The following is a 9,426-nucleotide window of genomic DNA, read 5'->3' on the forward strand; positions in this document are numbered from 1 at the left end:
TCAGGCTGGCTCCAAGTTCCCAAACAAGGACACCGCTCGACCAGGCACCGAGCCCGCGGGCGGCCACTCAGACGTCAGGGATCACCAGATGTCCCGGTCGGTGCCTCGACCTGCCCACGGACTCACTCAAAGGCTAAATGTCGGTGCCCGCCTCTACCCTGGTACTCATGGCCTTCGCGACCGAATACCCCGTCCTCGCGCACTCGGAATACCGGCCGGTCGACGCCATGGTGCGGGCCGGCGGGCGCTTCGAGGTGGTCAGCCCGTACGAACCGGCGGGTGACCAGCCGGCAGCCATCGACGAACTCGAGCGGCGCATCGCCGCGGGCGAGCGTGACGTGGTGCTGCTCGGCGCCACCGGTACCGGTAAGTCCGCGACCACCGCCTGGCTCATCGAGCGGCTGCAGCGTCCCACCCTGGTGATGGCGCCCAACAAGACCCTGGCCGCCCAGCTGGCCAACGAGTTGCGGGAGATGTTGCCGCACAACGCCGTCGAGTACTTCGTCTCGTACTACGACTACTACCAGCCGGAGGCGTACATCGCCCAGACGGACACCTACATCGAGAAGGACAGCTCGATCAACGACGACGTCGAGCGGCTGCGGCACTCGGCGACGTCCAGCCTGCTGTCCCGCCGCGACGTCGTGGTGGTGGCGTCGGTGTCGTGCATCTACGGTCTGGGCACGCCGCAGTCGTACCTGGACCGCTCCGTCGAACTGAAGGTCGGCGACGATGTCCCGCGCGACGGGTTGCTGCGCCTGCTGGTGGATATCCAGTACAACCGCAACGATGTGGCGTTCACCCGCGGCGCGTTCCGGGTGCGCGGCGACACCGTCGAGATCATCCCGTCCTACGAGGAACTGGCGGTGCGCATCGAGTTCTTCGGTGACGAGGTCGAGGCGCTCTACTACCTGCACCCGCTGACGGGCGACGTGGTGCGCAAGGTCGACTCGCTGCGCATCTTCCCGGCCACCCACTATGTGGCCGGCCCGGAGCGCATGGCGATGGCGATCTCGACCATCGAGCAGGAACTGGAAGAGCGGCTCGCGCAGCTGGAAGGCCAGGGCAAGCTCCTGGAGGCGCAGCGGCTGCGCATGCGCACCAACTACGACGTCGAGATGATGAAGCAGGTCGGGTTCTGCTCGGGCATCGAGAACTACTCGCGGCACATCGACGGCCGCGCCGCGGGCTCGGCGCCTGCGACGCTGCTGGACTATTTCCCCGAGGACTTCCTGCTCGTCATCGACGAGTCACACGTCACGGTGCCGCAGATCGGCGCCATGTACGAGGGCGACATGTCCCGTAAGCGCAACCTCGTCGACTTCGGCTTCCGGTTGCCGTCGGCCGTCGACAACCGGCCGCTGACCTGGGAGGAGTTCGCCGACCGGATCGGCCAGACGGTGTACCTTTCGGCGACCCCCGGGTCCTACGAGATGGCCCAGTCCGGCGGCGAGTTCGTCGAGCAGGTCATCCGGCCGACGGGTCTGGTCGACCCCAAGATCGTCGTCAAACCGACCAAGGGCCAGATCGACGACCTCATCGGCGAAATCCGCAAGCGCACCGAACGCGACGAGCGCGTGCTCGTCACGACGCTGACCAAGAAGATGGCCGAGGACCTCACCGACTATCTGCTGGAGACCGGCATCCGGGTGCGCTACCTGCACTCCGAGGTCGACACCCTGCGCCGCGTGGAGTTGCTGCGCCAGTTGCGGCTCGGTGACTACGACGTCCTGGTCGGCATCAACCTGCTCCGCGAGGGCCTGGACCTGCCCGAGGTGTCGCTCGTCGCGATCCTCGACGCCGACAAGGAGGGCTTCCTGCGCTCGACGCGAAGCCTGATCCAGACCATCGGCCGCGCGGCGCGCAACGTGTCCGGCGAGGTGCACATGTACGCCGACAAGATCACCGACTCCATGCAGGCGGCCATCGAGGAGACCGAACGTCGCCGCGCCAAGCAGATCGCCTACAACGAGGAGAACGGCATCGACCCGCAGCCGCTGCGGAAGAAGATCGCCGACATCCTCGACCAGGTGTATCGCGAGGCGGAGGACACCGAGACCGTCGAGATCGGCGGTTCTGGCCGCAATGCCTCCCGCGGTCGCCGGGCCCAGGGCGAGCCGGGGCGTGCGGTCAGCGCCGGCATCGTCGAGGGCCGCGACACGGCGAATATGCCGCGTGCCGAGTTGGCGGACCTGATCAAGGACCTCACCGAGCAGATGATGAACGCGGCGCGGGATCTGCAGTTCGAGCTGGCGGCGCGCATTCGCGACGAGGTCGCCGACCTGAAGAAGGAACTGCGCGGGATGGATGCGGCCGGTCTGAAATGAGCGCTCCTTGACCTCAACCGCGGTTGAGCCCCTAGCGTCGCGGACGTGACCGACATGCGCGCCGACCCCGTGACGATCGGCAGCTGGCGCGAACTGCTGGGTCCCCGCTATCTGGGCGCGTCGACGGTGTTGGCCGGTGGCGTTGCGCTGTATGCGACCAACGAGTTCCTGACCATCAGCCTGCTGCCCAGTGCCGTGACCGACATCGGCGGTGGACGGCTGTACGCGTGGGTCACGACGGTGTACCTGGTGGCGTCGGTGATGGCGGCCACGACGGTCAGCGGCATGGTGGCCCGCTTCGGACCGCGACGGGCATATCTGTTGGGATTCAGCGTTTTCGCGCTCGGCAGCATCGTGTGTGCCCTGGCGCCGACCATGGAGGTGATGCTGGCCGGCCGCGTGGTGCAGGGCGCCGCGGGCGGCACGTTGGCCGGGCTGGGGTACGCCGTGATCAACACGGCTCTGCCGCAATCGCTTTGGCCCAAAGCGTCGGCTCTCGTGTCGGCGATGTGGGGTGTCGGGACGCTGCTCGGTCCCTCGTCCGGCGGCCTGTTCGCGCAATTGGGCGTGTGGCGCTGGGCGTTCGGTGCGCTGGCGATGCTGACCGTCGCGGTGATGGTCCTGGTGCCGTTGAGCCTGCCGGGCCGGTCAGGGGACCGCGTGCACGAGCCGCTGCGGATTCCGTTGTGGTCATTGGTGATTCTCGGCTCTGCGGCCATGGCGATCAGCGTCGCGGGCATCCAGCGCAGCGTGCCGGTGATGGTGGCGCTGCTGGCCGCCGGTGTGGCGCTGGTCGGGGTCTTCATCGTCGTCGATCAGCGGATGCCGGTGAGCGTGCTGCCGCAGACTGCCTACGGGCCCGGCCCGTTCAAATGGATCTATGTGACCCTGGGCGTACTGATGGCGGCCACCATGGCCGATATGTACGTGCCGCTGTACGGGCTGCGGCTGGCGGGTCTGGTCCCGTTGACGGCGGGCTTTCTCGCGGTGGCGCTGAGCGTCGGGTGGACGGTCAGCGAGATCGTCAGTGCTTCGGTCACGACGCCTGCCCGGGTGGTGCGCATCGTGGCGGTGGCGCCGTTGGTGATGGCCATCGGCCTGGGCGCCGCGGCGCTGAGTCAGGTCGACGGGGCATCGCCGGCCGTGGTTGCGGTCTGGGCGTTCTCGCTGCTGATCACCGGCATCGGCGTCGGCATGGCATGGCCGCACCTGTCGGTGTGGGCGATGGGCCGAGTCGACGATCCCGCGCAGGGCACGGTGGCCGCGGCGGCGATCAACACGGTGCAGCTGATCTGTGGGGCGTTCGGCGCGGGGCTGGCGGGCATTGTGGTCAACACGGTCGATCGGCCCGACGCGGTAGGGGCCAGCTGGTTGTTCGCCGTCTTCGCCGGACTGGCGGTGCTCGGCTGCGTGGCATCCTTCCGCGCAGGCAAGGGCGTGGGGTAGTCGCGTTCGACGACTACGGTTCGGGCGTCGGTACAGTCGGGTTCGTGTCAATCCTCGCCAAGCCCATCGTCGCGGATGCCGTCGCGCGACTGTTCTCGTCGACCATCAATCCGGCGCCGAAGCCGGGCGTCCGATTTCCTGAAATCACCGGCAGCACAACGTCGGCGGTGATTCCGACGCGGCACGGTGACACGGCGGCAACGGTGTACTGGCCCAAGTCGGATGGCGTTCCGCCGGGCGTCTACGTCAACGTTCATGGTGGCGGTTTCGTCGTCGGCCACCGTGAACAGGACGACCCCTGGTGCCGATTTCTGGCCGCGCACGCGAATGTCGTTGTGGTGAATACCGATTACGTGCTGGCCCCGGGGCACCGGTTTCCGGCCCCCGTCGAGCAGGTGTATGACGTTCTCGTCTGGGCCGCCGCTGCCGAACGTGAATGGGATGGCAACAAGCTGTGCGTCGGTGGGCAGAGCGCCGGCGGCAGTCTGTCCGCGGCTGCGGCTCGGTTGGCCTTGGAACAGGGCGGACCCGAGATCAAGCTGCAGATGTTGCACTATGCGCCACTGGATTTGGTGACGGCGAGCAAGGATAAGCGTTCCGCGCTGGGGGACAAGGCCGTGATGCGACCGTGGATGAGCGAGGTGTTCGACACCGCGTACATCCCGGACCCTGCACAGCGCCGCGATCGGCTGGCCTCACCGGCGTGGGGCGACAACGCCGACGACATCAAGGGCATCGCCCCCGCACTGATCGTCACCGCTGAGTACGACCGGCTGCGCGATGAGGCGTGGCAGTATGCCCAGAAGCTGGACGCCGTGGGGACTTTGGCGCAGTACCACGAGGTGCCCGGCGTCGACCACGGCTACAACATCATGAGCAACGCAACGGACGTCACGCGCGGCGTGTACGAGATGATCGCCGGGCACGTCAGCCGGGCGATCGCGGACTGACCTAGTCGGGGTCCTCCTCCAGTTGGCGTACTCCCGCCACGCCGTCGATCAGGGCCAGGACGGACGCGGCTCGCAGGACTCCCGCGCCGCCGAGCGTCAGCTGGACGCCGACGTGACCTGGCGGCGCGCCGATCGGTTCGCCGGCCGGATCGGTCTCGAGGTCGGTGATCTGCCAGTCGCGCCGGCCGCACGCCTGCAACACATCCCGCAGGACGCCGCGGTCATCGGCGTAGGTGATGTGCAGACGGACCGACCCGCCCAATCGCGAAGCCAGCCGTCGGGCCAACGGCATGAACCCGATGATGATCAGCAGGTGCATCACGGTCATCACGGTGGCCAGCAGGAGTAGTCCGGCGCCGGCCGCCATGCCGATCGCCGCCGATTCCCAGACCGAGGCGGCGGTGGTCAGCCCGTGCACCGAACCCCGGCGCACGATGATGATGCCCGCGCCGAGGAACCCGATGCCCGAGACGATCTGGGCCGCGACACGTGACGGGTCGACGACCACCAGACCTGGCGTCAGCACGTCGCCGAACCCGTACTTGCTCACCAACATGATCAGCGCCGCCGCGGTGCCGACGATGGTCTGCGTGCGCAGCCCGGCACTCTTGCCCTGGATTTCCCGTTCGAGTCCGATCAGTGCGGTGAGGCCGAACGCGACCACGAGTTCGATGATCTGCCGCGAGCCCTGCCCGGGTCCGCCGAAAAAGGCGGGGTCTGCCAGCCACTCCATGAGGGACAAACTAACGCGCGCCGATGACTTTTGGCGGCAGTCGAAGTCTGTCTTTGTAGAGGCCGATTTCTGACAAGGAGTGATGCCCATGTCCGCGCAACCAACCGCCTATCCCGACGTCGTCACGCGGGAGGAATGGCTCGGGGCCCGCACAAAGCTACTGGCCCGGGAGCGGGAGGCGACGCATCTGCGCGACGCCGTCAACGCCGAACGCCGTCGGCTCCCGATGGTGAAGATCGAGAAGGACTACGTCTTCGACGGACCCGATGGCGCCGTCAGCCTGCTCGACATGTTCGAGGGCCGCAATCAGCTGTACATCCACCACTTCATGTGGATTGATGCGATCGATGCCGGCTGCCCGAGCTGCACTGCCGCGGCTGACCTGACGTTCACTGAAGGGGATCGAGAGCTGTTGCACGGCAAGGGCGTCACGTTCGCGTGTGTGTCCCGGGCGCCGTACGAGAGCATCGCGCGCTACCGCGACCAGCACGGCTGGACGTTCCCCTGGTACTCGTCGCGAGACGGTGACTTCACCTATGACTTCCATGTAACACTCGACCCGGCGCGAGCGCCGATCGAATACAACTACAAGTCGCTCGATGAACTGCACGCCGACGGCTGGACCGATGACGACCTGCGCGGAGACTGGCCTGGCGCAAGCGTTTTCCTGCGCCGCGGCGACGAGGTGTTCCACACCTATTCGGCGTACGCGCGCGGGCTCGACCATTCGGCGGTCGGCTATCCGTTCCTGGATCTGACCCCGTACGGCCGTCAGGAGCCGTGGGAGGACTCACCGGCCGGCTGGCCGCAGGGTGGCCCGGCGGTGGGTCGGCCGGTGGGGGATTGCTGCGAGGGGTAGCAATCACCGCGATCTCAACCCTGGGCGGCAGGCGCACGCACTGGCACTGTGGTCATCAGTGCGGGTGTGGCTGAGTGGCTAGGCACCGGCCTGCAAAGCCGTTCACACGGGTTCGAATCCCGTCACTCGCTCCACTAATAGAAGCTCGGCAGGTCTCACCACCTGCCGAGCTTCTATTTTGGCGGGTGCTCTTCGAAGATGAGCTTCCGTGCGACCTCGTACAAAGGGATGTTCAATTCCTGCGAGAGCTTCGTCAGCATCGTGAAGGCCGCCGCTACGGGGACGTTGAACCGTTCCATCAGGATGCCCTTGGCTTGGCCGATGATGTCCCGCGACGCCAACGCACTCTGGAGTTCGTCGCCGCGGCGCGCATTGGCGAGGCCGATCGCAGCGTGAGCCGCCAGCGTCAGGGCGGTCTCCTCGACGTCATGGGTGAAGACGTTGGCTTCCTCGGAGTACAAGTTGAGCGTCCCGAGCTCGTTTTCATTGGTGTAGAGCTGAATGGACAGACTCGAGCGCACCGGTGTCTGAGCGCGCAACGCGGTGACAAAGGCCGGCCACCGCGTCTCGGTCGCATAGTCCTCGACACGGACGGTGTACAGATTCCAGATCGATTCCAGGCACGGCCCTTGGCCGAGTTCGTCCTGCAACCTGTCGAGCGTTCTGGGTATCGGTCCGGTGGCCGCCACCGACTCGACAGTCCGGCGGCGGCGATTGACAACAAGCGTCACTCCGCCATGAGTGACCTTGGGCAGCAGTTGGGTGGCGGTTTCGGTCACTTCGAGCAACAACCGGTCAGAATCGAGATCCATGACCTGTTGGCTCTGCAGGGTGCGCGCCAACCGCGACAATTCAGAGGAAAGTCCGCCCGCGACTTCAGCTTCGGCACCCATGACACCGCCTCCAGTCCTGTGCCGGTTCAGTATCAAGTCAACTGCGCTCAACAAGGTCCTGACGTGCAGTGTAGCGACCGGCAACCGGGGTACGCTCCCGCTAGCGATGGAGAAGGCAAGGTTGTCTGTATTTCTTCCGCGCGAGGTGGTCAGCGGCGGCAACTTCGGTGTTGAGAAGCCAGCATGGAGCCGCTGATCCCCGTTGCAGCTCACGCCTGAATACCCCTGAAAGTCATGCCTTTTCAGGGGTATTCACGCCGCACTCAGAGCGGCGGTGGGATGTCTTGTTGCTCTGCTGATTCAGCGGCCGCCGCGGCTTGGGCGGCTTCTGCGGCTTCGCGTTCTTGGCGTTCTTTGCGCCGGCGGGCGAAGGCTTCTTGGGCGGCTTCGCGCTCGTCGATGTCGGCTTGGTTGAGGGCACGTTCGTAGGCGATCTGCTGGGCCTGGTTCTGGGCGCGGGTGCGGCGCCGGATGGGCATCATCACACCCCGGCCGGGGGCCGGTGGGGTGTCCAGATCGGTGTCCTGTGGTGGTGGGTTCGGCAGTGGGGTGTCGGTGACCGTGCGGGGAAACAGGATTCGGCTTTCGGGCACGCTGATGTAGGTGTGGCCGGTGGGTGCGGTCCACACAATCGTCCCGTCGGGCTGTTGACGGTCACTCCAGCCGTCCGGCCCGCCGTAGAAGGTTTTGAGCAGGTGGTGTTTGCGGCACTTCGGGCTCAGGTTGCCCGGATGCGTCGGCCCGACCGGCCACGCAATCGTATGGTCCACATCGCAGGCGGTGGCAGGCTGATCACAGCCCGGGAACATGCAGGTCATGGCCCGTACCCGCACGAACTCATCCATCGCCGCCGACGGCCGATACCGCGACACCGCGTCCAGATCCGCAGCCGAGGCGACGGTGCGCACTTTCGCGCCGCGGGCCACCAGATCGGCGAGCACCGCCGGGGGCACGACACCGCCGCCGAGGACATAACCGACCGGGGTGCGCACCGGAGCCGGGGGTTTGGTGGCAGTCGGAGCGGAAGTCGGGACCGGCGGGTGCGCCGCATGAGCGCCGGGGGTGGGCGCCGCGTCGCCGGCCGGTTCGAACCCAGCAGGGATCGGGTTTTCGGCAGACCTCGAGTCGGCCACCGGTGCAGGCGCGGGCATCGGCGCCATGTCATCCGCCGGCGCGGGCTCAGGCTCAGGCGCAGGTTCGGGTGTGAACACCGGCTCAGGTGCAGGCTGGTTTGGCGTCGGGGTCAGGGGCGCGGCCGGATCTCCGTGCAACAGCGGGTCAGCCACCGGCGCCGGCAGCTGATCGGTGAGCACATGAATCATCACCGCCGCCGCCCGGGCATCAGGCCCAGCGGCCGGACAATCCGGATTGCCGCACTGGCACGCGAGCCGATCCCCACGAGCCGCCAACACACCGAGCGCGTCGGCACGCCGCTGCCCGAACGTCCGCGGATCGTCCTCACACACCTGCCGGGCCATCTCGTCCAGCACCCGATCCAACAACTCGGCATCGGTGGCCAACAGCGCACCCCAGATCGACGCCACCCCAGTCTCATCATCAGGCTTACCCACCCCGACCCCACGCCGGCGCGCGGCCGACCGAACCTTGATCACCGCAGCCGGGTCGAACTTCTGCACCCAGCCGTCGATCTTGCGTTCAATCTTCTTGCGCGACAAACCCGCCCACTCCGACAACGCCCCCGCCAACGCAACATCGATCACCGCCAGCGTATTGGGATCCTCCACCAAACGGGTACGCCAACAGATCGTCCCGACCGTCCGCGCCGACACCCCACCGTCGGCGAACACCGCCGCCACCCGAGGTAGCCGAAAGCGCAACGCGACCGCAATCGACAACTGCCCCGACGCTTCACGCTTCCCGATACCCAGCGCCGCCCCCACTTCGGCGACCGCAGCATCCCAACCATCACAGGCCCACCACTGCCGGCCATCTTCGTCATCGACACGCAACGCCACCAGATCGGCGATCGCCCGAAACTTCCCGCACTCAGCGACATTCGACACCCGCGCGAAATGCACCACCGCATCGACCACGGAGGCATCGTGAACCAGCACACCGCCGGCCCCGACACCCACATGTTCGAACATGTGTGGCGCTCCACGGGTTTTCGTGGGCGCCTTTGCGCTGTTCAGGGGCTATTTTAGGTTGTGCGCCTGGGGTTTTGAGCGTGTCGGCGGCGAGTTGAAGGACGCGCACG

At 66.8% G+C, this 9,426-nt stretch carries 7 protein-coding genes and 1 tRNA gene; 5 read left to right on the forward strand and 3 right to left on the reverse strand.

Features of this window, described 5'->3' with window-relative positions; translation table 11 throughout:
- The first annotated feature begins 167 nt into the window (after nt 1-167).
- Genes uvrB through VXD91_RS25530 form a run of 3 tightly spaced genes read left to right on the forward strand, consistent with a single transcriptional unit; the run spans nt 168 to nt 4,723 of the window.
- Entirely contained in the window at nt 168-2,327 is a 2,160-nt protein-coding gene (gene uvrB / locus VXD91_RS25520) for an excinuclease ABC subunit UvrB (RefSeq protein ID WP_053856128.1), read from the forward strand.
- A gap of 54 nt (nt 2,328-2,381) precedes the next feature.
- The gene (locus VXD91_RS25525) at nt 2,382-3,773 is read left to right on the forward strand and encodes an MFS transporter (RefSeq protein WP_318986369.1); all 1,392 of its coding nucleotides are present in this window, start codon (nt 2,382-2,384) and stop codon (nt 3,771-3,773) included.
- Nucleotides 3,774-3,817: 44 nt separating this feature from the next.
- Nucleotides 3,818-4,723, forward strand: a complete 906-nt coding sequence (locus VXD91_RS25530) for an alpha/beta hydrolase (protein ID WP_318986354.1) — start codon at nt 3,818-3,820, stop codon at nt 4,721-4,723.
- A 1-nt stretch (nt 4,724) separates the two neighbouring features.
- Here the strand turns inward: VXD91_RS25530 and VXD91_RS25535 are convergent, their stop codons facing one another.
- On the reverse strand, nt 4,725-5,456 hold the full coding sequence (locus tag VXD91_RS25535) for an MgtC/SapB family protein (RefSeq protein WP_318986355.1): 732 nt from the start codon (nt 5,454-5,456) through the stop codon (nt 4,725-4,727).
- An 82-nt stretch (nt 5,457-5,538) separates the two neighbouring features.
- Here VXD91_RS25535 and VXD91_RS25540 point away from each other — a divergent pair, with 82 nt between their 5' ends.
- Nucleotides 5,539-6,315 (forward strand): DUF899 domain-containing protein, encoded by a 777-nt coding sequence (locus VXD91_RS25540; protein ID WP_318986356.1) that lies wholly within the window; start codon nt 5,539-5,541, stop codon nt 6,313-6,315.
- Between the two features lie 60 nt (nt 6,316-6,375).
- Nucleotides 6,376-6,449, forward strand: a tRNA-Cys gene (locus tag VXD91_RS25545).
- 39 nt (nt 6,450-6,488) lie between these two features.
- On the opposite strand, the gene VXD91_RS25550 is transcribed toward VXD91_RS25545, so the two are convergent.
- Together VXD91_RS25550 and VXD91_RS25555 are read right to left on the reverse strand one after the other, a co-directional pair.
- Nucleotides 6,489-7,421, reverse strand: coding sequence for an ANTAR domain-containing protein (locus VXD91_RS25550; RefSeq protein WP_346416694.1), 933 nt, complete (start codon nt 7,419-7,421; stop codon nt 6,489-6,491).
- A 50-nt stretch (nt 7,422-7,471) separates the two neighbouring features.
- On the reverse strand, nt 7,472-9,316 hold the full coding sequence (locus VXD91_RS25555; RefSeq protein WP_346416695.1) for a DUF222 domain-containing protein: 1,845 nt from the start codon (nt 9,314-9,316) through the stop codon (nt 7,472-7,474).
- Nucleotides 9,317-9,426 lie beyond the last annotated feature (110 nt).

It is taken from the genome of Mycobacterium sp. SM3041 (assembly GCF_039668335.1).
In the GTDB taxonomy this organism is placed as follows: Bacteria; Actinomycetota; Actinomycetes; order Mycobacteriales; family Mycobacteriaceae; genus Mycobacterium.